Genomic DNA, 24,267 nt, shown 5'->3' with positions numbered 1-24,267 from the left:
TTTCACTTTGCGCCAGGGCGCCACGTAGACGATTTCGTTTTATGGGATTTTAAATATTTTGAATAAAAATAATCTTGCGTTAATTAATTGCGTGTGGTTATAATTAAATAACATAATCACACTACATAATTTGGATAGACAGGACTATTGAATTGGAGATCTCATCGAAGGATGTATGGCTCCAACTAAATAATCTTATTTTTTTGACCGCCTAATGTATACAGAACACCGTGTTTGATGTACGTTTTTGAAGTTGGCCAGGCGTAAAGAAAGTAGGACTAATATTTTTCAAGGGAGGAGTTAGCATTTGGGTGTGTATCCACAATGGGGGAAAATCCCACTGGCGGGGGAATGGAGAAGAGGAAGCAGTGAATTTCACTATGAGAATCGAAATCCATACACAAATGAACTGATAATCAGAATGAGTTTGGCTAATAAAATGGATATTAATCAGGCTTTCATTGTAGCGGATAGGGTACAAAAAGAGTGGAATCGGACCTCACCCGAAAGAAAAAGAGATGTCCTCCTTGCAGCGATAAGGCTGTTCGAAGAAAGAAAGGACGAACTTGTCAACCTGTTAATAGAGGAATCAGGCAGCACCCGGCAAAAGGCCAATCTAGAAGTAGATATGGCAGTCCGGTATATCCATGAAGCGTCCACCTTTCCGCTAATGATGAAGAAGGAACAGCTGGCTTCAATCATCCCTAATAAAAAGAACTATATTACCCGTTCTGCTGTTGGGGTTGTAAGCGTTATCACCCCTTGGAATTTTCCGTTTAATCTCGCCATCCGATCTGTTGCCCCAGCGTTAGCTGCTGGGAATGCAGTCATCCTAAAACCAGATAATCAAACTGCTATTACAGGGGGAAGTTTTATTTCAAAGGTGTTTGAGGATGCAGGGGCTCCAAAGGGATTAATCAGCGTCATTGTTGCTGATTTAGCAGAAATTGGCGACCTCCTTGTCGAACATTCAATTCCCCAAGTTATTAGTTTTACAGGTTCATCCAAAGCGGGGAAGCATATTGCATCGGTTGCAGGAAGGCTTTTGAAAAAAGCAACGCTTGAATTAGGCGGCAACAATGCCATGGTTGTACTGGAGGATGCCGATTTGAATCAAGCGGTTGCTGCAGCAATCATTGGAAAGTTTCTACACCAGGGACAAATATGTATGTCAATCAATCGCATTATTGTTGATAAAAAAGTGGTCAGAGAGTTTGTAGAAAAATTCACGGCTAGCGTCCGGAAATTAAAGGTTGGTGATCCAAAGGACAATGAGACAAATATTGGCCCAATGATTAACGAACATCAGGTAAAAAAAGTGAAGCACCTCATAAATAAAAGTATTGATGAGGGTGCAGCGGTCATTGTTGAAGGCAGTGTAGAAGGGAATACCATGTCACCGTGGGTTTTAACTAATGTTACAAATCAGATGAGCATTGCGAAGGAGGAAATATTTGGACCCGTTGCGATCATCCTGGAGGCAAACGGCGAAGATGATGCCATGCATCTGGTTAATGATACCCCATATGGACTAGTTGGTGCTGTTTTTACGAAAGACATTGAAAGAGGCATGGCATTTGCTGAAAACATTCAATGCGGAATGTTTCACATCAATGATATGACGATTAACAGTGAACCGTTTGTACCCTTTGGCGGGGAAAAAGATTCCGGTTTAGGAAGACATGGCGGAACATGGTCAATCGATGAATTTACTTCTGTAAAATGGGTGTCCATTCAGAAAGAAGATAGGAAGTACCTTTTCCCTTAATCGTTCGTGAAATTATTTATTGGAGGTGTGTTGATATACATGAAAAAGGATCATACCTTTTTATTAAGTTTTAAGGATGAGGAAAAATTAGCGATAGCATTTTGCGATTCTGCGAAGGTTGATAGGCTTGGCGCCAAACAGGAAATTGAACAGATCTTATCGACGGAGGCAAAGGATTCCTATCAATTGAGCTATTTAGGCACACTTGATTATACCGATATGGATCCTGAAATCGCAAACAAATTACATTACTTTGAAAAGTATGAAAAAGTATGGCTGTTACGTTGATAGTAGTGAAAACACAATTCTTTTTTTGCACTATGTGTATACAGAGTACATTATTAAAAGGAGGAATCTTTTGTGAAACAGAAAAGTAAATTTCGTTGGTATTCAGTGTTCATGTTGGTAGTTGTTCTCAGTCTCATGATTGCAGGTTGTGGTTCAGATTCATCTAGTGGCAGCAAAGCGGAAAAAGCCAGCGGTGCGAACGGCGGTCCGGTGAAATTGAAAGTAGCAACAAACAACATTCAGACCTCTTGGTATCAATTTTCAAGTGCTTTATCGGAAATTTTGAAAAAGACTTCGCCAGCTATTGATTTAGAAGTATTACCGATTGCAGGCGGAACTGGAAATGTTGATTTAATTGAGCAGGGGGAGGCAGACTTTGCTTTAATGCATAATGTCGCCAGTAATTGGGCGTTTAATGGGGAAGTTGCTTTTGATAAGAAACATGAGAACCTTCGCGGCTTAGTGGGAGGCGTAAATGATTACTATATTGGAATTATTGCCAGAACTGAGTTTTTAAAAAAGAATGGTATAGACTCATTGGCCGATATTAAAGAGAAAAAGATTCCAACGCGGGTAATTACCAACCCAGTGGGAACGCTGGCTGAATATAGCACCAGATTAACATTAGAAGCGTACGGATTAGACTATAAAGCTATTGAGAAATTGGGTGGATCGGTTGAACTTACATCAAATGATGTCATTAAATCTGCTTTTCAAAATGGAAAAGCTGACATTCATATTTTAGTTATGACGAAGGCCCATCCTGTTATTACAGAACTTGCATTATCAACGGATATCACTTTAATGGCAATGGAAGATAATATTATGGACTCGTTAGGTAAATATGGATTTGAGGCTGATAAATATCCATCAGGACAATTTAAAAACCAAGATTATGAAGTTAATACCGTTGGTTTTGTTGCCTCGTATGTAACGGACAAAAATCTAGATGAAGAACTGGCTTACACGATTACAAAAGCAATCGTGGAAAACAAAGAAGCATTGGTTAAAGGTCATAGTTCGGTACAAGATTTTGATCCTGCCAAAGCCGCGGATGAAATTTTATTAGGTGTGCCGCTTCATCCAGGGGCTAAACGTTATTATGAGGAAGTTGGCATTTTGAAATAGATTCAAAATGGCGGCTGTTAGGCTGCCAAACTTAATAAAAGAAAGAAGCATTAGTTCAGCCTGAATACGGGAGGGGATTGATTAATGAAGAAAAAATACTTGCAGTGGGTTGCCATTATTGCCATTGTATGGTCCGTATTTCAACTATACCAAGCAGGTGTAGAACCTTTAACGTCTCAAATCCAACGAGCTATTCATGTCTCGTTTGCCTTGGCGTTAACCTTTGCTTTAGTAAGAAGATGGGAAAAATCGAATAACATTCTTCTTCGAAACCTAGACTTTGTTTTGGTAGTACTCTCCTTGACAAGTGGTGGGTATGTATATTTCCAAGCAGAAAGACTAACGTCTAGAATTCAATTTGTCGGTGAACTTACCGTTCTTGATTATACGGTATGTGTGATGGTCATTTTGCTTCTCTTAGAAGCATCGCGCCGTACCGTTGGGAAAGCCATGACCATTCTGGCAGTCTTCTTTCTTGTCTATGCCTTTGCAGGCCCCTATTTTCCGGGAATGTTAGGACATGCCGGTTTATCCTTTAAGCGGATGACAGAAGCGATGTACTTTTCATTAGATGGGATTTTGGGAGTCCCGGTCGGGGTAGCGACAGATTATGTCTTCTATTTTATCTTATTTGCCTCCTTCTTAGAAATTTCGGGCGGGGGACAGTTATTTATTGACATTGCCTTAAAATTAACGAAGAGATCAAAGGGGGGGCCGGCCAAAGCAGCTATTGTTGCGAGTGGAGGTATGGGATCAATTAGTGGGAGTGCCGTGGCAAACGTCGTGGGTACGGGAATCTTTACGATTCCATTAATGAAAAAAGTAGGATTTCCGCCGAAATTTGCAGCTTCTGTTGAAGCGCTCGCATCCACCGGGGGGCAATTTCTTCCACCAATCATGGGTGCAGCCGCTTTTTTAATGGCGGATACACTCGGAATCCCTTATAAAGAAATTGCCTTGGCAGCTTTGATTCCAGCCCTCATTTACTACGTCATGTTATATGTGACGGTACACCTTCAGGCAGGGAAAATAGGGATGAAGGCAAGTAAAAAAACCGATTCAGGCCCAGAGGATGAATTATATCAAAAGAAAGAGAGAATTCTGGATAAAATTCATTTACTTTTACCTCTTGTCTTATTAATTGTGTTTATCTTTAATGGGAATACCCTAAGTTTGGCTGCCTTTTGGTCAATCCTTGCTATTATCGCCATTAGCTATGTACGTAAATCGACGAGAATGGGTTTGACCGCAATTTTGGACTCACTGATCAACGGTGCGAAACAAGCCATTCAGGTATCAATTCCATGTGCGGTTGCCGGGATAATTGTCGGGGTCATTACTCACTCAGGTCTAGGTTTAAAGTTTAGTAGTCTCATCACACAATGGTCGTTTGGAAGCATGATTCTTTCCTGCGTATTTGTAGCAATTGGCTGCATTATTTTAGGAATGGGTATGCCAACCACATCCGCCTATATTATGGCAGCGATACTGATGGCGCCATCCTTGGAGGGCTTAGGATTTGAACCGCTGGCTGGTCATATGTTTATCCTATATTTTGCCTGTTTCTCTATGATCACTCCGCCTGTAGCATTGGCTTCCTATGCCGCAGCAAGTATTGCCAAAAGCGATACGAACTCAACTGGATTTTATGCGTTCTTTTTATCGATTCCAGCCCTTTTGGTTGCGTTCTCATTCGTGTTTAATCCGGCCCTATTATTAATTGGTGATCCTTTTGAAATCGTAATAGCTACCACTACTACATTACTAGGGGTAACCGCCCTTTCAGGAGCGATTATCGGGTATTTTATTGTTCCTTTAAAAATGTTGCTAAGGTTGGTATTGGTAATAGCATCAATTTGCTTAATTGCCCCGAATGTGCTTATGAGCATTATTGGATTGGGTGTATTTATAGCGGTTATCTTGTTCCAAATGTATTTAAAAAGATCCCAAACTGCAAATTTAGCTAATTCAGGCCCAGTAGAATTTAGCAGGTAAAGGGGGGGAATTTGTGAATTGTACTGGTGCACAAGCGGTGATGAAATGTTTAGAGTTGGAAGGAATCACCCATGTTTTTGGGGTGCCAGGAGAACAAGTTTTGGATTTGGTTGATGCGACGTATGATTCGACTTTAATTGAGTTTGTTTCTGCTAGGCATGAGGGTGGGGCCTCGTTTATGGCGGAAGCTTTTGGGAAAACGACCGGAAAACCCGCAGTTTGTATCGCAACTGCGGGTGTCGGTGCATCGCAATTAACGATTGGCATTCATACAGCAAAACAGGACTCTACTCCTATGCTGGTGATTATTGGGCAGGTAAATAGTAAACATAGGGGAAGAGAAGCATGGCAGGAAATAGATATAGCCTCCTTCTTTTCTCATATTGCCAAATACACAGTGGAAATTAACGATGCATCCAGGATTCCAGAAATTATGAATCTAGCAATATCGTATTCGAAAGCAGGCAGACCCGGCCCCGTGGTCGTTTCCATACCTGAAGATATTCTAGCTGAAAGGTCAGATTTCACTTTTTTTACACCAAAGAAAGCTTTGAAACCAGGCTTGGGAGAAGATGAGGCATCCACGATCATATCATTCTTAAATTGCAGCAAAAGACCACTTATCATTGCTGGAGGCGGGATTGTGTTGTCAGATGGCAGGGAGGAACTTGTGAAATTCTCCGAGTTATCAGGAATACCCGTTATGTCCGCTTTTCGTAGGCATGATTGTTTTCCAAATGATCATGCGCATTACTTAGGTAATATGGGGTTGGGGACGTTTCCGGAAATTCTTGAAACCATTAAGGAGGCGGACCTCATTTTTGCCATTGGCACGAGACTCTCTGAGATCACAACACAAAAGTACACTTTTCCTGCTGCCGAACAAATGGTTATTCATATTGATATTGATCATTCCGTTCTATTAAACCAGCCTTTTAGTGCAGATTTATCCTATCAGGCGGACGCAAAGAAAGCCCTGCAGGCATTAAACCAGTTTTTTTATGATGAGTTGATTAACCACCGTATCATTGATAGATGGGTTAAAAATTGTAAATATAGATTTCGCTCCGTTTTATCTGAACGAAAAGAACAGAGGCGAAAGGAGACAACTGTGTCGTTTTCAATGGAAAAGATGATTGATGACTTGCATGAGATTCTCCCAGCAGACAGTATCATCACTTCCGATGCCGGAACCTTTTATACCTGGTTTACGAATTACTTTTTATTCAAAGGAACTCAAAGGTATTTAGGTCCGACATCTGGAACGATGGGTTATGGATTACCTTCTGGCCTGGCGGCGAAGATGGTTTATCCTGACCGTCCTGTTATTACCTTGTCAGGAGACGGAGGTTTTATGATGACTCTCCAAGAATTTGAAACAGCCGTACGTTATAACCTTTCAATTATTTCTTTGGTTTTTAATAATCAAGCATATGGGGCAATCCGCCTGCACCAGGAAAGAAGGTTTCCTAACCGCCTGGTCGGTTCTGATTTGGGGAATCCACCTTTTGATGAATTAGGAGTTTTATTCGGTGGATATGGATGTAAAGTAAGAAACAATGATGAATTTAAAATAGTTATGGATAAAGCCTTACGAAACAGGAAGCCCACGATCATCGAGATTCCTTTAGAACTTAAGACAATCTCAGCATCATCTTTATTATATAAAGGTTCAAACGAATTAACATAGGAGGGATAAATATGGCGATCAATTCATTACGCTCGTGGTTACGTTTATTAAATGAAGAAGGAGAGTTAGCTGTTATCAATAAAGCGGTATCAACAAAATTTGAACTGGCTGGTTATACCCAATTGTATGATGGCGAAAAGCCCGTCTTCTTTCCAAAGGTGGAGGGATATGATGTATGTGCAGTTTCGGGAATTGCCAGTACAAGAGATCATTTTGCTAAAGCTTTGGGGTGTGAAAAGGATGAGACGATTGATCGATTTCTTGATGCAATGGAACATCCTTTACCTAATAAAAAGGTAGATAGCAACGAAGCGCCTGTCCATGAAAATGTCATTAATGAAGATATTGATTTACTTAAAATGTTTCCCATTCCACTTCATCAAGAAAAGGATTCTGGACCTTACATAACAGCGGCCTTAGCCATTGTCCGCGATCCAGAAACGGGGAAACAGAATGTTTCGATTCATCGTTTACAAGTATCGGGTAAACATCGCTTAGGGGCTTTATTATTGCCGAGACATACATTCAATGCGTTTAAAAAGATGGAAGAGCAAGGGAAGCCGTTGGAAATAGCCATTGTTATCGGGGTTGATCCAGTTTTAATGCTTGCCTCCCAGGCAATCGCTCCACTAGGGCAAGATGAATTGGAAATTGCCGGAGCTTTGAAAAAGGAGCCGATTCCGGTAGTTAAGTGCAAGACAGTAGACATTGATGTTCCTGCTTACGCGGAAATTGTTTTAGAGGGGCATATTCTTCCTAACATAAGAGAGTCGGAAGGACCTTTTGGTGAATTCCCTGCTTATTATGGACCAGAAAGTGATAAGGAAGTCATTGATATTCACTGTGTAACTCATAGAAATAACCCTATTTACCAAACCTGCTTAGCCGGATCGGATGAAAATCTGCTTTTAGGGGCTATTCCACGGGAAGCCAGTCTTCTAAAATCACTAAGAAATACAAGTGCAGGTGTAAGGAAAGTACATTTAACCAAAGGCGGAAAATCTCGCTTTCATTTAGTTGTCTCGATGAAGAAGAGAAATGAAGGAGAAGCGAAGAATGTTATCTTAGCCTCGTTTGCAGGACACTATGATGTGAAAAAGGTGATAGTTGTAGATGAGGAGATTGATATATTTGATTTAGAACAGGTCGATTGGTGTGTTGCCACACGATTCCAAGCGAAACGGGATTTAGTTGTTGTTAACGATGCACTAGGTTCCAAATTGGATCCATCATCAGAAGATGGTGTAAGTTCAAAAATTGGCCTTGATTGCACGATACCTTTAAATGCCAAACCAATGGATTATGAGGTTACGCGGATTCCAGGGATTAAGGAGTATCAAAAATATGACTCTGTTACAGATACCCTGCCAGAAACACTGAGCGAAACCTATTTATCTATTGATTAACGTCGAAAAAAGGAGAGAAGCAGTTCTCCCTTTAAAAGTGATTCACACAAGCCTTTACTTTAAAGGAGGAAAAAATGAGGATTGTCGTGGGAATATCGGGTGCAACTGGGGCCATTTATGGGATTCGGATATTAGAAGCCCTCAGAGATTGCGAGGTAGAGACACATTTGATTTTAAGTTCATGGGCGGAAACCACCATTAGGCTCGAAACTTCCTACAGTATTGAGGAGGTAAAGGCGCTTGCTACAAAAGTGCATTCCGCCCAGAATCAGGCTGCCATTATATCTAGTGGTTCTTTTATCACGGATGGGATGATCATTGCGCCATGCAGTATGAAATCATTAGCATCAATTAGTTATGGACTTGCGGATAACTTATTATCCCGGTCTGCAGACGTAATCCTTAAGGAAAAGCGGAAATTGGTCATTGTGCCTCGTGAAGCGCCGTTGAGTGAAATACATCTTGAAAACATGCTGCGTCTGGCGAGGATGGGGAGTGTCATCCTACCACCCATGCCGGCATTTTATAATAAACCAAACACAATCGATGACATTGTGAATCACACTGTATCAAGAGTATTGGATCAGTTTGCAATTGATAATAATTTAACCAAAAGATGGCTTCAGAAACAGCATTCAGCGAGGGTATTAAAGTAGCGGCATATCATGGGGGGACAGTTCTGATGGTATCAAAAACCACTAGAATCGTCCCCCATGGTTATGGAAATTAAAATATTTAAAAGTTTCTAAAAATTTATTGACAACCGAAAATCCTCTAATGTATTATGTATACATAATAACGAATACAGTTTTTAAAAACAATTTCCTGCATTTTTTCCAATCATATATAATGTAGAAAGGAGGTTGAATGAGTATGGAGAAGATACAATTAAAACCAATTGAAAAGGAAACAACTACGCAGGATAAGGTGTATACCCAAATTAAGAAGTCGATTTTGTTTGGCGGTTTTTCCAGCGATGAGATTTTTACAGAAGTGCAATTAGCAGAAATCCTTAATACATCAAGGACTCCGGTTAGGGCGGCGATTCAGGATCTCGTGAAAGAGGGGCTGTTAGTCTGGATTCCGCGCAAAGGGGTGACAATAAGGAAAATTACGGCCGAAGAGGAAGACGAAATCTTCCTGTTAAGAAGCATGATTGAGGTTCAAGTGGTGAGAAACATCATAAAGGTTATCAAGTCGTCTAAGGAACTGGATGTGCTGAAGGCAATCGTAGCTAACCAAGAGAAGGCTATCAAGAATGATGATGCCATAAAGTTCATCGAACTAGATCATGAGTTTCACATTTCACTGACGCGCTTGGCCCACTTTTCCATTATGGAACAGGTCCTGCAGAATCTTCATAACTTGACGCAGCTTATGGGCTTGAAAGCTGTAACAAAGAAGGGTAGAGCGACGGATGTTATTCAGGAGCATTACCAAATTATTCAGGCATTAGAAGATAAAAATTCAGATTTGGTAGAAAAATATATTCTCGATCATTTACACAATACCAAGGAAACCCTGCTCCATATTGACCTTTCCTAATTTAGGAGAGGCAGGTAGCAGGCGCCCCAAAAAGGATTCTTCATCTAGAAGGAACTTTTATGTAGGGCACTCTATCAAAAGTGAGGTGTATGACCACAATGAAAGCAATTGAAACCGTTTTAACGGAGGAAATGATGGAAGCGCTCCAAGGACAGAATATCGTCTTTTGCAATGCCCATCATCAGGAAATCGGAAAGGTGCTTTCCAGTGCGTTGTCGTGGGTATTCGCCGTCGACGATCAAACCGTGCGATTCGCTGTAGATTCTAAGTCAAAACTGCTCGATATTGTGAAAGAGCATGGCGAGATAACATTAAGTTTTTTTGCAAAGGAAAGCGTTTACGCCATCTCCGGCCAATCTGGTCTGGTAACGGAAAAGGCCGACAAGATGACGCTGAAAATGGCGATTGTGGAAGTCAAGGTGAATGAAATCCGCGACATCACGTTTTACGGGGCGCAGATTACCCAGGAGCCGCAATTTATTAAAACCTACAAAGAATCCCTCATCAAGAAGCTCGATCACGAAGTAAAGGAAGCGGTCTATAGTTATTAAAAAATTGGAGGGTGATGAAATTGGTGAGGACAGGAAAACAATACTTAGCATCTATTCAAGATAACCGCAGCATCTATATGGATGGTAAAAAAGTTGATGATGTGACAACGCATCCCGCTTTTAAAGGGATTTCGCAATCTATTGCAAAGCTGTACGACATTGCTGCCGACCCGGCGAACGACATGACCTATAAAACCGAAGAGGGCACGACGGCCAATAAAATATACATGATGCCGAAAAGCCGTGAGGAATTACGGGACCGGCGCGCAGCAATTCAGAAGTGGTCCGAGTCCACCTACGGATTTGTCGGCCGTTCGCCTGACCATGTGGCCGCCTATATGGCCGGTTTTGCCAGTGCCCCTGACGTGTTTGAGCGAGGCCTGCCAAAGCTGAAAGATAATGCAGCCAACTTTTATAAATTTGCCCGTGACAACGACTTGTATCTCTCCTATGTGATTATTCCACCTCAGATTGACCGCAGCAAAGCAGCTCATGAATTAGAAGAACAGTTTCTCGCAACCGGCGTGTATAAGGAAAACGAAGATGGGATTGTCATTCGTGGGTCCCAAATGCTTGGTACCTCTGCCGCCGTATCGAATTATCTCTTTGTCAGCTGTATTACCCCATTACGACCTGGTGATGAAACCTATGCCGTTTCGTTTGTCGTGCCAATGGACGCACCGGGCTTGAAATTATACTGCCGTCCGAGTTTTGCGGCGGATAAGCCGAGTGTCTATGATTATCCGTTATCCACGCAATTTGATGAAAGCGACGCCCTCGTGGTATTCGATGACGTGTTCATTCCGTGGGAGCATGTATTTGTATATAAAGATATTAAGCTGGTCCAGGCGCAGTTCCATGAAACACCGGCCCACCGCATCGGCAATAATCAGGCGCAAACCCGATATGTCACGAAGGTGAAGTTTATCATCGGGTTAGCTCGAAAGATTGCCGCCGCCAATGGAATTGATAAGATTCCTAGTGTGCAGGAAAAGCTGGGCGAATTGGCATCCTTGGCAGCAACGGCAGAAGGGCTGCTATTGGCCTCCGAGTATGAATGTATTTTTGACCACCGCGGCAACGCGATTCCGAATCCGCGCTTCCTGTACGGGGCGATGGGATTGCAAAACTCGATCTATCCGCAGGTGATTCATATTTTCCGAGAGTTGGTCGGCGGCGGGGTGCTGCAGGTTCCTTCCTCTTATAAAGAGTTAGTGAATCCGGAAACGAAAGCTGACATGGACCGCTATGTTCGCTCAAGCACCATGGGGGCCGTTGAAAAAGTCCAATTGTTCAAGCTCGCGTGGGATATCATCGGCAGCGAATTTGGCGGGCGCCATCAGCAGTATGAAATGTTCTATGCCGGTGCACCGTTCGTGGCGAAGGGCTATGCATACCGCAATTACGGCTACGATGAAGCGGTAGCCTTGGCTGAAAAATGTTTAAACAGCTACAGCATTCCTGAAGATAGTTTAGTAGAAAGTTAACCTTTTTAAAAAAATTGCCGATTGGCGGATTCGTTATCAATCGTAATCCTGATTATCCAAAAAACAGAGGTGGAATCGTTGAAATTTCTAGTGAATGGAAAAGAGGTCAATTGGGAGCCGAAGAATCTTCTCATTGCCGGTTATACGTCTAAAGATCAAAACTCATTGCGCGAGCATATTGAGGAGTTGGAAAAAATCGGGGTGCCTGCGCCGCCAACTGTACCGATGATTTATCAATTATCGCCTGAACTGCTATCGACGGACGCAGAAATCACTGCGGTACGAAATGATTCCAGCGGCGAGGCCGAGGTTGTCATCCTGAATATCGAGGGTGAATGGTACGTAGGCTTGGGAAGCGATCATACGGACCGGGTTCTTGAAGCCGTTTCGATTCAAAAATCAAAGCAGGTATGTGCGAAGCCGGTTACCACAAAATTATGGCCGCTCTGCAGCATCGAGGATCATTGGGACGAGATTGAGATGAACAGCTGGTATGTCGTGAATGGGAAAGAGATTTTATACCAATCTGGCAAATTAGCCGAGTTCTTAACTCCGACAGAGCTCGTAGAAATCATTGAGGCTAGAGGCTATTCTGTTTCGGAAGCAGCCATCCTTTGCGGGACGCTGCCAATCCTCTCCAATGAATTTTTGTATGGCGAGGAATTTAAGGCCGAATTATATGATCCAAAAAGTAATGAAAGGATTTCATTATCCTATCAAATAAAAATATTAAAAGACGCTGAGGTGGTATAAATGGAAAACGTAAAAGCAGTAAAACCAGAATTGGAATTCACGGATTATACAAACTTCGAAGCAGAACCCATTCATCCGGTGGAGGGGCTGTCGCAGCGAATTATTGCGCAAATCCCGGGATCCAGTGTAGCAACCCGCATTCTTCAGTTCGAGCCTGGCACGAATACGTCGCCAAATGGTATACAAATTCATGACTTTTGGGAGGAACTTTATATTATTGAAGGTTCCATCATTGATTTGGAATTAAATGAGGAATTTAAGGCCGGAGCAGTGGCCTGCCGCCCGCCGGGAATGAAGCATGGTCCGTGGAAATCGCCGGATGGCTGCAAGATATTCGAAGTGCGTTATTATTCAAAAGGCCAGTAAAGGGTAGCTCCTCACGTTTTGAGGAGCTTTAGGGGATGTTTTAGTCCATTTGTGTATACAGAGCGCAGTATTTAAAATGACTGGGAGGGGCGAAGCTGAAATATGGAAATTTTACATGTAACCCACCCGCTGGATGAAGGGCTGGTGCAGGAACCGAGTGTAATGGCGCTAGGATTTTTCGACGGAGTTCATTTAGGGCATCAGCGTTTGTTTCAAAAAGCGAAGGAACTTGCCCGGGACAGCCAGCTGCCATTTACCGTGATGACCTTTGATCCGCATCCGAGCGAGGTCATCGGCCATAAAACCGGCAGGGGCTATTTAACCCCTCTTCCTGATAAACTCGAGAGGATCTCCTCTTTTGGCGCAGATAAGGTGTATGTTGTAAATTTCAATCTGCTCTTTGCTTCCCTCCCGCCAAGTGAATTTATTCGACATTATCTCGTGAGCCTTCAAGTGAAGCATGTGGTGGTCGGGTTTGATTTTCGCTTTGGCTGTAAAGCCGCGGGGGATGCTGAGTTTTTGAAAAAATTTTCTGGCGGATTTGATGTAACCATCATTCCAAAGGTAACAAACGATGAACACAAAATCAGCTCTACCTTCATTCGAAATTTAATCAGCGACGGGGATGTGCACCTCGTCCCGCATTACTTAGGTAAACATTATGAAATAAGTGGAAGTGTTATGTTCCGTTCGCACCAGTCCAGCTATTTCCATATGGAAAATAACTATTTATCACCGAAGCTGGGCTTATATCAGGTGGAGGTAACGAATGGATTCAAGACTTGTCTCGGGATGCTGAAGTGCTGCAATGAGACTCCGAATCGTTTTGAACTGCTGGATGTACATCAAGGCGTGCTGGAGGGAGGAGAGTGCGGCGGAATCACAATTAAATTCTTATATCGCGCCCTGGATATGAGAGGTGCTTCAGCACTCGCGTAATTTTTTAAAAAAAGAAAATAAGGAGGAATGCAAGTTGGAGACAAAAGGAACGCCTGCCGTAAATCCCAAAAAGGTCCTGTTTGCTAGTTTAATTGGAAGTACGATTGAGTTTTACGACTTTTTCCTTTATGGAACAGTGGCAGGACTTGTTTTTAATCAACTATTTTTTCCAAATGATGATCCCTTTGTCAGCTTATTGATTGCGTATGCCTCTTTTGGGGTTACCTTTTTCATCCGGCCTGTCGGCGGGCTTATTTTCAGCCACATGGGCGATAAGTTCGGCCGCAAAAATACCCTCGTCATCTCTTTGTTATTGATGGGAATCTCGACGGTATGTATCGGATTATTGCCGACGTACCAAGCGATTGGTATTATTGCTCCTATCTTGTTAGTGCTTCTGCGTCTTTTACAAGGGATTGCGCTTGGCGGAGAATGGGGCGGCGCCGTTTTACTGGCCGTTGAATCGGCTCCGAAGGAAAAAAGAGGATACTACGGCAGCTTCCCGGCCATGGGAATTCCGCTTGGTATGCTGCTTGGAACATTCTCGATTTCGTTAATGAGTAAACTGCCGGAAGCGCAATTTATGGCATGGGGCTGGCGAGTTCCATTTATCTTGAGTGCGGTGCTCGTGGCTGTCGGGCTTTGGATCCGCAGAGGGCTAGGAGAAACGCATGCCTTTGAGGAGGAAAAGCAAAAGGGGAATGTGGTAAAAATCCCGCTAGTGGAGACGCTGCGCCATCACTGGAAAGCTGTGTTAATTTCTCTCGGTGCCAAATGTGTAGAAGTCGGTCCGTTCTATGTGTTCACTACATTTTTTATCGCCTACGGGACTGGAACTCTGGGCTTATCTAGGACAACCACGTTAAATGTTGTCAGTGCTGCTACCATTGTCACCGTTATTTGTATTCCGTTAATGGGAAAACTCTCTGATAAAATTGGGCGTAAGCGTGTGTTTATGATGGGTGCCGCTGGTCTTGCTCTGTTCTCATTCCCGTACTTCTATCTATTATCACTTAAATCTGTGTTTTTAACGTACGTGGTTTCCATTATTGCTCTTGGAATTCTGTGGTCCGCTATCGCCAGCATTATAGGCACGATGTTTACAGAAATGTTTAGTACAAACGTCGGGTATACCGGAATCACGCTTGGCTATCAATCTGGCTCCGCTTTATTTGGAGGAACCGCGCCGATGATTGCTACTGTTTTATTAAGCGCTTACAACAATTCTTGGGTTCCGCTCGCGATTTTTATCGGCGGACTGTGCATCGCCTCGTTCCTTTCTGCTGCCTTCATCCGGAATAGTAAAGACGATGCCAAAACGTCGATGGGAGTCGTGTACCCGCTGAATAAGGCAAATGTGCAGGAATAGGTTGTTTGAAAAGTGCCAAAGTAGAGAGACAATCTCAAAGCTGCGCAAATGGAAGGAAAATCGTTTAAAATAAATGAAAAATGTGAGTTTAGGAGGTAGCTGCTGTGAGAGTAGCCATTGCTCAATTATCTACTAGTGTTGATAAAGCCGCTAATTTAGAGAAGGCTATTGAATACATTGCTAAGGCAAAAGGGATGGGTGCCGATTTTGTGGTGATTCCGGAGTTTTATATGGCGCTGGCGACCACAAAATCTGGTGTCCTGCCCGCAGAAGTGGCGGAACCGCTGGACGGTCATTTCATTTCTGCCCTTAAAGAGGCAGCGCGCGCAAACGAAATCTATGTGGTTTGCGGCATGTATGAATCGAAAATCGATGATGAGCAACGTGCTTATAACACAACCGTCATGATCAATCGTTCGGGTGAGCTTGTTCAATCCTATCGTAAGACCCATTTATATGATGCTTTTAGTTATAAAGAGTCAGATACCATCATTCCAGGCGAGAATCCATATAAGGTAGTAGAAACAGAGTTTGGAAAAATCGGCTTAATGGTCTGCTATGAACTGAGGTTCCCAGAAATTGCACGGCAGTTCGCACTTCAAGAAGCGGATATCCTGATTGTTCCTGCAGGCTGGATGGCAGGGCCAATGAAAGAGGACCACTGGCAGACACTGATCCGCGCCCGGGCAATTGAAAATACGATGTTTATCTGCGGCGCCAACCTGGTCGGTGTCGAGTTCACTGGCAGAAGCATGATCGTCGACCCAATGGGCGTCGTCATCGCCAGCGGCGGCGAAGAGGAGGGGCTTATTGTCACCGATATCGACCTCGAACGAATTCAACGGGTAAGACAAAAACTGCCAAGCGTCCGCGACCGTAAACCAGCGTTTTACAAGTAAAGAAAGCCAAGGGGAAAGACTCCCTTCAATAATAAAGTGAACCGCTAGTATGGGATCGGGTACATATCGGTTCGCTTTCATTACGGTTTAATAAGACCAGGAGAACCGTCCATACGGTTCTCCACAAGATTTTATTCAATTTTTAATGATTTTTGTATAAGACTGCCTTTTAGTTTAGCTATGGGATTTGCCCTCTTAATGATGACATCTGATAGTTCCGTAGGGGCTGTTGTTAATAATTCATACCCCTCCTTGGTCACAAGAATCGTGTCGGAGTGCCTGTATCCTCCAACTCTATCAATATAAATACCGGGTTCTATCGTGATTACCATATTTTCTTCCAAAATTTCATTACTGCCTTCCGCGACAAAAGGTGCCTCATGGTTCCCCAGGCCCACACCATGCCCCGTCCGATGCAGCAGATTTTCACTTAATCCATTCTTGATAAGATAATTCCTTGCTTCAGAATCGACATCAGCTGCTCTTACCCCGGTTTTCAGAACTTTCAATGCCCTTTGCCTTGCAGTCATCATGAGGTAAAATAACGCTTCCTCTTCGCTTGTTGGCTTTTCGAGGAAAAAGGTTCGTTCACATTCCGAGGCATATCCGTTTATTCTAAAATAAGCCATCGCCACATTCGGGCCTGAACCCAACCTGTCACCTAAGTTGGGAATACTATGTGGCATGGAACTAATGGGTGCTGGCCAAACGGCAGTCAGGAGTGAAGTCGTGATGGGATCAAATTGCTTTGTCCGAATCAGCTCGGTTTGGATGTTTCTTGACAAGGCGAATGGTTCAATGACGGTAGCCCCTTTATAAACGGATTTAAAAATCATTTCCATTGCTCTGTCTGAGATCCTTGCACTCGATCTAATTTTTTCAAGCTCGTATGGACTTTTTCGTTTCCGTTGTTCTACGATTAGCTGACTTGGAACCAGTTCCTTTGCTTTGATTTTTAAAAATACTTCCGCTTTCACATTGTCCTCTATTCCCGTTCTTTCAAATCTTTTAATAAAATCATTCAATACCTCATTCCAGTTTTCTCCAACCGGTGAAGGATAATCCCAATAGGTGATAACCTTACAATCTATAATTCCTTTATAAACATGGGATTCTTCGAGTTTTGGCACCACTAATACGGGCTGTTGATCGGGAGATATAACGAGAAAAAATGGTCGTTCTTCCGGTTTATAAGTAATATTGGTAAAGTACCAAATATCCTCTTCAGCAGTGATGATATAGGAATCAATAGAGTGTGTTTCCATTGTCTTTTGAAGGCGGCCAATTCTATATAGCAATTCTTGTTTCAACATATAAATTCTCCCTTTGGCTAGAAGTTTTCTTCCCTTGACTTTATTTTAAAAAATCAAAATAATGAAGAGAAATACCTAAAAATGCAGCTACTAATACCTATTGGGTATTAATAGCGGGGAGGAGTAAGCGTATATGGAACTGAGGCATATCCGATATTTTCTGGCACTTGCGGAGGAATTAAACTTTGGTAGAGCAGCGGAAAGGTTGCACATCGCCCAACCGCCTCTTAGCAGGCAAATTCAGGAGTTGGAGGAGGAAATCGGTGCCCAATTGTTTTATCGGACTAAGCGGCATGTTGAGTTGACAAACGCCGGAAAGGTGTTTCTAAACAAGGCATACCAAATCCTTGATCAAGTGGAGCAAGCATGCGTTACTACGCGATTATCTTCCACCGGGATGGAAGGTGAACTAAGAATGGGGTTCACTGGAACAGTACATAATCTTATTCCTTTGGTTCAAAAATACCTTGAACTTCATCCTCAAGTAGGAATTGCGTTTCACCAAATGAGTACAGCCAATATAGTCAAAGCCTTACATGAAAAGAGGATTGATATCGGTATCGTATCCGCTCCAGTCACCAGCAATAAACTTCATGTAAGACCGATAACAAAAGTGAGTTTTAAGGCTGCATTACCGGAGGATCATCCCCTTGCAAACAAACCTTCCGTTTACCTTCGTGATTTGGCAGACGAAACCTTTATTATGACACCTAAATCAGCTGGTGTTTTGTATTACGATACGTTTATGAGCATTTTCCAAATGGCGGGATTCGCTCCAAAAATTAAGATTCAGGCCAATGACCTTCAAACTGTTTTGGTGCTGGTTGCTGCCGGTATGGGAGTAGCATTGACTCCATCCCCCATGATTCCTGCAGATAGGGTCATACTACGTAAAGTAGAAGACATAAATATTGCGGTTGAGGCATCTATTGCGTGGAGAAAGGATCATAACTCTGAGATAGTAGACAAATTCCTTCCATTCTTTTTTGAATTTTATCATAATGAATTCCAATATACAGAGAGATAACGACGTTAGTCAGCAGTGAATCAGTGCCTTCAGGAAACCGTTTCAGCCGTCACGTAGAATCTTCATACGTGCCCGTTTTTACCTTTTTTCAGAGTAGGAGGTCACGTAGAACCCTTATACGTGCCCAATTTCACCTTTTTTCTGAGCTGGAGGTCACGTAGAACCCTTATACGTGCCCAATTTCACCAATTTTCTGAACTGGAGGTCACGTAGAACCTTTATACGTGACCATTTTCACCTTTTTTCTGAGCTGGAGGTCACGTAGAACCCTTATACGTGCCCATTTTCACCAATTTTCTAAACTGGAGGTCACGTAGAGCCTTTATACGTGCCCAATTTCACCAATTTTCTGAACTGGAGGTCACGTAGAACCTTTATACGTGCCCAATTTCACCAATTTTCTGAACTGGAAGTCACGTAGAACCTTCAGCAGGTGCGGTGATTTGTTCAAGTCTTCGGTTTCTTATGTTGGAATTAAAAAATGCCACCTTTGACAAGGTGGCAGCTAAGCAATTAAATATGTTTTCGGTCAGCCAGGCCGGAAAGAAAGGACGGTTTTGCTACATTTGAAGCAAAGAACCGTACTCTTGCTTTATTCCTCCAATTGGAAGGTATGGCTGAAATGGACTTGGCCATTTTCATCCTGAATTTCGACCGTTGCTTGCTGGGTGGCTGGGTCAATACGGAATACGCCAAAGTTGAAGAAGTTTCCTTCGGCATATAACCGTTCAGGACCGAAGGTTGGGTCCAATGTTCCTGGATTAATCTTCACGGCGCCAATCGGTCCGCTGATCAGTTCGTTATAATCCGTTTTCCCATCATGATTGGCATCATATTTTATGACTTCTGCAAAGTGAACGTCAGTTGTAACGAAGAAAACGTTCTTAATTCCATTTTCGATGATAAAATCAGAGATTTCCTTGAACTCCTGCTCAAACCCTGTTGGATCATTTGGATTGACATTGTCGCCGTTGGCCCATCCGTCTCGCGACATGGCTTTACCAGTTGGGATGGAGATCGGAACAGAAGACGCGACCAGTTTCACTTTTGCATCTGACTCCAAAAGCTGCTGCTTCAGCCATTTTACTTGTTCGCCCCCAAGCATGGTTTTATCAGGTCCATCAGCCTGCGTGTTTGGAGAGCGGTAGCCCCGGTTGTTTAACATCATCATATCCATCGTATTGCCCCAAGAATACTTGTGATACAGTTTGTCTGCGTCGCTGCGTTGATTGGAGATGGGCCAGTAGTTTTTAAACGCGCGTAATCCGGTTGGCGTCAGCGGCTCGGATGGTCCTGAAAAGTCATTGATTACTTCATGGTCATCCCAGGTCGCATAGGTTGCTGTTTTTTGCAGGAGGCTGCGGAACCCTTTGTCCGTCCTTATTTCTTTATACTTTGCCCAGAAATCTTCTACCTTTTGTGAAGGCGGATTCGGTACAGCTGGGGTTGGGCTGTCGGCATAAATGGTGTCACCGCTGTACAGGAAGAAGTCTGGATTTATGGCGGACATTGCTTCGAACGATTTATATGGCGGTATCTCGCCATGACCGCCCGTATCACCGCCCCAAACCATCGTCAATGGCTTTAGGCTGTTTTCTGCCGGTGCCGTTTTAAAGGAACCAGTTACGGTATACTTGCTGGAAACCGCGTGTGCCCGGTAAAAATACTTGGTGTCGGGCATTAATCCGTTTATTTCGACCTTTACTGTAAAATCGTTCTTGGCCTTTGCGGCGCTTGTTTTAACAATCGTATTGTGTTTGAACGTGCTGTCTGTTGAAATCTCAAATTGCACATTGGCTTTGGCGTTGGTCCTGGTCCATAGGGTGGCGGAAGAATCGGTCACATCACCGCTTGCTACTCCATGTGAGATAATTGGCTTGTCCAGTAAGTCCACTAGCAAGTCGGTGTTGTTGGTAAACTGGCCGTCGACTCCTAGTGAAAGTAAGGAGATCATGTCATCCTGGGAGTTGACGGTCCAAGGATGAACAAGCAGCTGGTTTTGATGCGCTGCTTGCATTAGCTTCGGAACCACTAGTTCTTTGCTAGGGCCCACGCCAGAAGCATAGTCGGAAACCCGTTTCATTTCCAGAAATACGTCTTTGCCGGCCAACATGCTTCCCGTATAAAGCTGTACTAGTTTTACGTTAGGGGCAAGTGTTCTTAATTTGCGAAGGCTTTCCTCACTGAACGATTCGAGGAACAGCTTTTCCTGATCCAGGACATTGGTTTTTTTCAAGATATCAATTACTTTCTCTTCCATTCCCGGATAAACATTGGGTGCCTTTGTTTCCATATAAAGGCCGAACTTTCCGTTTCCGTGCTGCTTGACATAATTGATGGCTTCCTCAAGGGTCGGAACTTGCTGACCTATGTAAGCCGTTTTTGCCTTATCAGGATAGGCTTGATTGAACCATGAGCCCGCATCAAGGCGCTTGATCTCTTCGAGGGTAAAATCCTTTACTCGCCATGGTGCCCGGTCCGGATAGAGCTCTTCGACATTGGTGGTCCGGTTCAAGGTTTCATCATGCAGGGCAATCAATTGGCCATCCTTGGTCATTTGCAAATCGAATTCGACATAATCGGCCCCCATGGTCATGGCCTGTTTGTAGGCGGCAAGTGTGTGTGCCGGGCCGTAAGCGGAGGCGCCGCGATGGGCAATGACTGCGACATCGGAAGTAAGCGGCTTTAAGGTCGATTGTCCATTGTCAGTAGCTGAAACTTCAATCGGTTTGGCTAAAACGGCATAAGGGGCTGCTGCTGAAACCGACAGCGAGAGAGTGGCAAGGCCGGCAATCAAACTTTTCTTCATCTTTCCATCATCTCCTATAAAATTATGTCTTCGACTATAAACATATAGGAGAAATGTTGAGTGATAGTTAATAGAGTTTGAATAATCTGTAAACTGGAAAAAACAGTTATTTTTTCTTATATAAAAAAGGAGAAATCCTTAACTTTATAGGTTAAATGACCTGCGATCGATAGGTTTATAATCTTAGGAGAAATAGATTTCTTTGGGCCAACACCTGAACTCTCCAAAACTTCATTTAAAGCAAATGCCTGTCACTGCCCGTAATTTGTCGATTCTTCTCGACATGATTCGGGTGGTGACAGGCACTCTGTTTAAGCTTTAATGATCAAGAAATCTACCATTTGTTGATTAATATAATCAGGCTTTTCGATATTGGTTCCATGTCCCACTCCAGGAATGGATATGGTGGAGATGTGAGGGATTAGTTGTTTTGCTCTTGCAAATACTCGTGTTGGATTATAAATGACTTCCTTGTCACCAATGATGAGTAATGTAGGTACAGTAATATTCATTAATTCTTCATCTCGATAAACCGCTGGAATCAGGACTTTATATTTCCATCCAAATCCTACAATCCCATGATAAAATTGCTCAATGAGATGATGACTGACCATATGTAGATTGTCTTTATTAATAAACCATTTTGCACAAAAGTTAATGATTACCGAACGTGTACGAATGATGTTAGCAGCTAACAAACGAATTCCAAATTGTTTGGTGAAAGGAGCAAAGGATGCTGCTGGAGCCAATAAAATCATTTTTTTGACCCGATGCTGTGCGCTTATGGCGAGATTAAGTACATGCCAACCTCCATTAGAATGTCCAATAAAATAGGCTTGGTCGATATGTAGATTGTCCAACAGTGATGTAAGCCAATTGACATAATCTTTTCGCTCTTTAAAGTGCGCTTTTGGGATACTTCGATTAAATTCACCGATAACATCTACTGCATATACACGAAACGTTTGCGCTAAAACTTCGACATTCGGATACCACATGGTTGCACTAAAACCAAATCCATTCAGCAAAATGACAGGTTCGCCGTCCTCCGGTCCTGAAACAATGACATGAGTACTACCGTATTCTGTTTCCACATATAGCGACTCAAAAGGAACGGGCCATAATGATAATGTGTTCTCATAGGAAGCCATATAATTTTGTGCAAGCTGACTATTTTTAAATAGCTCATTATTTTGCATAGTGGGTAACCACCTCGTTTTTAAATGGATAAAGATTAGTAGGTCCAGGACTGGGATATTGCCATTTTATCGTTCAACTGATTAAAATTATATCGCATCCTATAAAAATTTAACATATTTATACATTTCGGGATTTTTGCGGTGGCTAATAAAGCGGAAGAAAACAAAGAAGAGGTTATAGTTCTATAATGATAGGGTGTCCCATTTTGGCTCACCCTTAATTAAAAAAGTGCCTGTCACTACCCGTACGAGTAGTGACAGGCACTCCTTTTTTTGAAAACTACCCAATCATAATTTTGCCTTTTGGGTAACGGAAAGCATCAGGCTTTCTACGCATAGTTACTGCAAAGGCGATCGTCAATGGTCCCACCCTTCCTGCAAACATGGTGAAAATAATGATACACCTGCCAATGGGAGATAATTCTGGAGTCAATCCCATAGAAAGTCCAACAGTACCAAATGCGGATGTCGCCTCAAATAGTATCATTAAAAAATCTTTTCCAGGTTCAGTTATGGTTAAAAACATGGTAACGGTTAATACAAGAAATAACGCACTTACTGTTACCGTGAGGGCCTTATAAATCGTTTCATATTCAATCCGTTGACGGAAAAGAATAACATCCTCTTTCCCACGAATTTGTGACCAAACAGCCCCAATTAAAGTGGTAAAGGTCGTTGTTTTAATACCACTCCCTGTTGAACCAGGTGATGCACCAATAAACATTAGGAAAATGATCAATAATAAGGTTGATTGGGTTAAATCTGGGATGTTCAGTGTATTTGCACCAGCTGTTCTAGGCGTTATGGATTGAAATAAAGACGCAAGAATTTTCCCAGTAAAAGATAATGGTTGTAACGTTTTATCATTAGAAAACTCCAATAACAAAATTAAAATGGTTCCGACTGCCACCAAAATAGAGCTAGATACCAAAACGACTTTTGTGTGTAAAGATAATCTTTTTGTTTTTCTATATTCAAAAAGTTCATTCATCACAATAAATCCAATTCCGCCAAGGGTTATTAATGCACAAACCGTTAAAGAAATTGTTGGATCCTCTACATAACCAGTTAAGCTGCGAAATTCCCCCATTAAATCGAATCCCGCATTATTAAAATTTGAAATAGAATGAAAAATACCGTAATAAATGGCCTTTTTAAGGGGCATATCAAATGAAAACCGAATGGCTAGTAACATAGCCCCCAGTATTTCAATTACGGCAGTGAATATTAATATACGCTTTGCCAGCCTTACAATCCCATCCATTGACAAGTTGTTTAAAGATTCTTGAAGTAAAATTCTTTCTTTCAAGGAAATTTTTTTTCCCAAAAGGAGGGCAAATAAAGTGGCAATTGTCATAAAACCAAGCCCGCCAATTTGAATCAGGGACAAAATAACCCATTGTCCAAACATTGTAAACGTAGTTCCTGTATCCACTACAACTAGTCCTGTAACACATGTTGCTGAGGTGGCTGTAAACAGAGCATTTAAAAAAGAAAGACCTTGTCCATCCACTGTTGAAATCGGCATAGTCAACAGTATGGCACCTATTAGAATCAGGGTTGCAAATCCTAAAACAAGAATTTTAGGAGGGTCTAATTTAAATTTTTTCTCCAACGGTTATCCCTCCCAAACAGGTTATAAATAATCAGTCTTTACTTCACCTTTTTTAATAGAACAAATTAAAGTTTCTTGTGATTCTGATCCGTTTTAATTCACAACAAAAAAGACCCATTT

At 42.5% G+C, this 24,267-nt stretch carries 20 protein-coding genes; 16 read left to right on the top strand and 4 right to left on the bottom strand.

All coding sequences use genetic code 11. The features are described 5' to 3' along the window. Window positions 1-313: 313 nt before the first annotated feature. The 15 genes from M3234_RS15650 to M3234_RS15580 all read left to right on the top strand — a co-directional run bounded on the left by M3234_RS15650 (window position 314) and on the right by M3234_RS15580 (window position 16,184). Window positions 314-1,768, top strand: coding sequence for an aldehyde dehydrogenase family protein (locus M3234_RS15650; protein WP_311315660.1), 1,455 nt, complete (start codon window positions 314-316; stop codon window positions 1,766-1,768). Window positions 1,769-1,807: 39 nt separating this feature from the next. Further along, the gene (locus M3234_RS15645; RefSeq protein WP_262305625.1) at window positions 1,808-2,056 is read left to right on the top strand and encodes a hypothetical protein; all 249 of its coding nucleotides are present in this window, start codon (window positions 1,808-1,810) and stop codon (window positions 2,054-2,056) included. 72 nt (window positions 2,057-2,128) lie between these two features. Beyond that, entirely contained in the window at window positions 2,129-3,184 is a 1,056-nt protein-coding gene (locus tag M3234_RS15640; protein ID WP_262305624.1) for a TAXI family TRAP transporter solute-binding subunit, read from the top strand. Between the two features lie 84 nt (window positions 3,185-3,268). Beyond that, window positions 3,269-5,179 carry a TRAP transporter permease gene (locus tag M3234_RS15635; RefSeq protein WP_262305623.1) on the top strand — a complete coding sequence of 637 codons (1,911 nt, stop codon included), beginning with the start codon at window positions 3,269-3,271 and terminating at the stop codon, window positions 5,177-5,179. Between the two features lie 13 nt (window positions 5,180-5,192). Continuing rightward, window positions 5,193-6,869, top strand: coding sequence for a thiamine pyrophosphate-dependent enzyme (locus tag M3234_RS15630; protein ID WP_262305622.1), 1,677 nt, complete (start codon window positions 5,193-5,195; stop codon window positions 6,867-6,869). Window positions 6,870-6,880: 11 nt separating this feature from the next. Continuing rightward, window positions 6,881-8,275: a UbiD family decarboxylase gene (locus tag M3234_RS15625; RefSeq protein ID WP_262305621.1), complete on the top strand. Its 1,395-nt coding sequence runs from the start codon at window positions 6,881-6,883 to the stop codon at window positions 8,273-8,275. A gap of 74 nt (window positions 8,276-8,349) precedes the next feature. Further along, window positions 8,350-8,931 (top strand): UbiX family flavin prenyltransferase, encoded by a 582-nt coding sequence (locus tag M3234_RS15620; RefSeq protein WP_262305620.1) that lies wholly within the window; start codon window positions 8,350-8,352, stop codon window positions 8,929-8,931. Window positions 8,932-9,148: 217 nt separating this feature from the next. Continuing rightward, entirely contained in the window at window positions 9,149-9,820 is a 672-nt protein-coding gene (locus M3234_RS15615; RefSeq protein ID WP_262305619.1) for a GntR family transcriptional regulator, read from the top strand. 98 nt (window positions 9,821-9,918) lie between these two features. Beyond that, window positions 9,919-10,371, top strand: coding sequence for a PNPOx family protein (locus M3234_RS15610; RefSeq protein WP_262305618.1), 453 nt, complete (start codon window positions 9,919-9,921; stop codon window positions 10,369-10,371). Between the two features lie 23 nt (window positions 10,372-10,394). Next, window positions 10,395-11,858, top strand: a complete 1,464-nt coding sequence (locus tag M3234_RS15605; RefSeq protein ID WP_262305709.1) for a 4-hydroxyphenylacetate 3-hydroxylase family protein — start codon at window positions 10,395-10,397, stop codon at window positions 11,856-11,858. 78 nt (window positions 11,859-11,936) lie between these two features. Continuing rightward, window positions 11,937-12,611, top strand: a complete 675-nt coding sequence (locus M3234_RS15600; RefSeq protein ID WP_262305617.1) for a DUF2848 domain-containing protein — start codon at window positions 11,937-11,939, stop codon at window positions 12,609-12,611. Continuing rightward, entirely contained in the window at window positions 12,612-12,977 is a 366-nt protein-coding gene (locus tag M3234_RS15595; RefSeq protein WP_262305616.1) for a cupin domain-containing protein, read from the top strand. A gap of 102 nt (window positions 12,978-13,079) precedes the next feature. Beyond that, on the top strand, window positions 13,080-13,916 hold the full coding sequence (locus tag M3234_RS15590; RefSeq protein WP_262305615.1) for a hypothetical protein: 837 nt from the start codon (window positions 13,080-13,082) through the stop codon (window positions 13,914-13,916). Window positions 13,917-13,950: 34 nt separating this feature from the next. Continuing rightward, window positions 13,951-15,285: an MFS transporter gene (locus M3234_RS15585; protein WP_262305614.1), complete on the top strand. Its 1,335-nt coding sequence runs from the start codon at window positions 13,951-13,953 to the stop codon at window positions 15,283-15,285. A 104-nt stretch (window positions 15,286-15,389) separates the two neighbouring features. Further along, window positions 15,390-16,184 (top strand): carbon-nitrogen hydrolase family protein, encoded by a 795-nt coding sequence (locus M3234_RS15580; RefSeq protein ID WP_262305613.1) that lies wholly within the window; start codon window positions 15,390-15,392, stop codon window positions 16,182-16,184. Window positions 16,185-16,315: 131 nt separating this feature from the next. Here M3234_RS15580 and M3234_RS15575 read toward each other — a convergent pair whose 3' ends face one another. Continuing rightward, window positions 16,316-17,497, bottom strand: coding sequence for a M24 family metallopeptidase (locus M3234_RS15575; RefSeq protein WP_262305612.1), 1,182 nt, complete (start codon window positions 17,495-17,497; stop codon window positions 16,316-16,318). Window positions 17,498-17,630: 133 nt separating this feature from the next. Here M3234_RS15575 and M3234_RS15570 point away from each other — a divergent pair, with 133 nt between their 5' ends. Then, window positions 17,631-18,524 (top strand): LysR substrate-binding domain-containing protein, encoded by an 894-nt coding sequence (locus M3234_RS15570; protein ID WP_262305611.1) that lies wholly within the window; start codon window positions 17,631-17,633, stop codon window positions 18,522-18,524. 592 nt (window positions 18,525-19,116) lie between these two features. Here the strand turns inward: M3234_RS15570 and M3234_RS15565 are convergent. The 3 genes from M3234_RS15565 to M3234_RS15555 all read right to left on the bottom strand — a co-directional run bounded on the left by M3234_RS15565 (window position 19,117) and on the right by M3234_RS15555 (window position 24,147). Then, a complete protein-coding gene (locus M3234_RS15565) occupies window positions 19,117-21,333 on the bottom strand; it encodes a glycerophosphodiester phosphodiesterase family protein (RefSeq protein WP_262305610.1) in 2,217 nt (738 codons plus the stop codon). A 311-nt stretch (window positions 21,334-21,644) separates the two neighbouring features. Further along, complete coding sequence (locus M3234_RS15560) at window positions 21,645-22,532, bottom strand: alpha/beta fold hydrolase (protein WP_262305609.1); 888 nt, start codon at window positions 22,530-22,532, stop codon at window positions 21,645-21,647. A 280-nt stretch (window positions 22,533-22,812) separates the two neighbouring features. Then, the gene (locus M3234_RS15555; RefSeq protein WP_262305608.1) at window positions 22,813-24,147 is read right to left on the bottom strand and encodes a TrkH family potassium uptake protein; all 1,335 of its coding nucleotides are present in this window, start codon (window positions 24,145-24,147) and stop codon (window positions 22,813-22,815) included. Between the last annotated feature and the right edge of the window lie 120 nt (window positions 24,148-24,267).

Origin of the sequence: Neobacillus niacini (assembly GCF_023715785.1) — a bacterium.
In the GTDB taxonomy this organism is placed as follows: domain Bacteria; phylum Bacillota; class Bacilli; order Bacillales; family Cytobacillaceae; genus Neobacillus; species Neobacillus niacini_E.
The sequence above is the reverse complement of the archived record's forward strand: the minus strand, read 5'-3'. Positions and strand labels throughout refer to the sequence as shown.

Coding starts and splice junctions, on each gene's coding strand:
- M3234_RS15645 (WP_262305625.1), top strand. CDS start 1,808: ATGAAAAAGGATCATACCTTTTTATTAAGTTTTAAGGATGAGGAAAAA.
- M3234_RS15635 (WP_262305623.1), top strand. CDS start 3,269: ATGAAGAAAAAATACTTGCAGTGGGTTGCCATTATTGCCATTGTATGG.
- M3234_RS15625 (WP_262305621.1), top strand. CDS start 6,881: ATGGCGATCAATTCATTACGCTCGTGGTTACGTTTATTAAATGAAGAA.
- M3234_RS15620 (WP_262305620.1), top strand. CDS start 8,350: ATGAGGATTGTCGTGGGAATATCGGGTGCAACTGGGGCCATTTATGGG.
- M3234_RS15615 (WP_262305619.1), top strand. CDS start 9,149: ATGGAGAAGATACAATTAAAACCAATTGAAAAGGAAACAACTACGCAG.
- M3234_RS15610 (WP_262305618.1), top strand. CDS start 9,919: ATGAAAGCAATTGAAACCGTTTTAACGGAGGAAATGATGGAAGCGCTC.
- M3234_RS15595 (WP_262305616.1), top strand. CDS start 12,612: ATGGAAAACGTAAAAGCAGTAAAACCAGAATTGGAATTCACGGATTAT.
- M3234_RS15590 (WP_262305615.1), top strand. CDS start 13,080: ATGGAAATTTTACATGTAACCCACCCGCTGGATGAAGGGCTGGTGCAG.
- M3234_RS15575 (WP_262305612.1), bottom strand. CDS start 17,497: ATGTTGAAACAAGAATTGCTATATAGAATTGGCCGCCTTCAAAAGACA.
- M3234_RS15570 (WP_262305611.1), top strand. CDS start 17,631: ATGGAACTGAGGCATATCCGATATTTTCTGGCACTTGCGGAGGAATTA.
- M3234_RS15565 (WP_262305610.1), bottom strand. CDS start 21,333: ATGAAGAAAAGTTTGATTGCCGGCCTTGCCACTCTCTCGCTGTCGGTT.
- M3234_RS15560 (WP_262305609.1), bottom strand. CDS start 22,532: ATGCAAAATAATGAGCTATTTAAAAATAGTCAGCTTGCACAAAATTAT.